Annotated in this window: 1 pseudogene; it reads right to left on the reverse strand. The window is 65.7% G+C overall.

Annotated features, from left to right (window positions below):
• Nucleotides 1-1,186, reverse strand: a pseudogene (locus DYI24_RS26880) (hypothetical protein); the annotation flags it as partial.

The raw sequence follows: 1,186 nt of genomic DNA on the forward strand, positions 1-1,186 counted from the left end.
GAGCTTGAGGTCGAACTCGGGGATATCGGAGATCATCGCCGCCTGGGGCTCGAGTGCCTCGCGCAGCTTGCGTACCTTGCTCTCGATGTCGCCGGTGCTCGCCTTGATCGCCGCGAACGTCACCGGCCCGGATTTCGGCACGGCCCAGACGAAGCAGCCGCTCTGGCCGAAATAGAACGACAGCATCGCCTCGTCATCGGACAGTGTCGCGCGGATCTCCGCCACCGTGGGCGGCTTCGGTGACACCAGGTCGGCATAGGCCGGGAATTTCTGATTGATGTCCTGGCGCGCCTTGTTGCGCTCCGTGCGCAGTGCGTTAATCGATGCGTTGATCGCCTGCACGCTCTTGTCGTCGCGCTCGGAAGAGGGCAGCGACAGCACGTTGTTCAATGTGCCGAGCTGGGCGTTGACCTGCTTGGAAAGGTCCTGCTCCTTTCGCACTAGTGCGGCCAGCGCCGGGTCCTTTGCCGCCGCGCGCGCGCTGGAAGCGGCGAGCGCTTGCTGCACCGAGCGGCCGCGCACCGCATCGGCCAGGCCGAATGTTTCTTCGCCGACCTCACTACGCGACGATGCATTGCGCGCTAGCATCAGGAAATAGGATTCAACCACACCCTGCAGCCGCTGGCTTCGCGCTGCGACGCCGGTGGTGTCGTCGTCGTCCGCGGCCTCGCGCGCCGCCGCCATCATCACCGGGATTGCGGCCTGGAACTCGCGCGTCGCCTCGGCATCGCGACCAGCGCGCATCAGGCCCACTGCTAGCGTGCCGCGCGCCGACGCCGTGTCGAAATGTGTCTCTCCGACGCGGGCAATTTGCCGTTGTACCAGCTGTTCGGCAGCGGCGATGCCCTTGTCGGTCTGGCCTGATGCATAGAGCGAGATGATGCGCGCCGGATTGAGCTCGAAGGAGCGGCGCCGCTGCGGGTCCCAATTAGCGATAGCCTTGTCAATCTGCGCAAACACTGCATTGGCCTCGCGGCCCTTGCGCTGCAGGTTGAGCACGCCGCCGAGCTGCGTCAGCAGCTGGACGTTGGTGACGGCGTCGTCGGCGACGCCGACGGTGGCGTTGATTTCGAGGCAGGCGCGGGCCAGCTTCTCGGCCTCGGCGTAGCGGCCCTGTTCGATCAGGATGTCGGTCAGCGCCATGATGTAGCCCGGCGTGGACGGGTTGTCCTTGCCAGTGTCCTTC

The organism is Rhodopseudomonas sp. BR0C11, assembly GCF_010820945.1.
Taxonomy (GTDB): Bacteria; Pseudomonadota; Alphaproteobacteria; order Rhizobiales; family Xanthobacteraceae; genus Rhodopseudomonas; species Rhodopseudomonas palustris_H.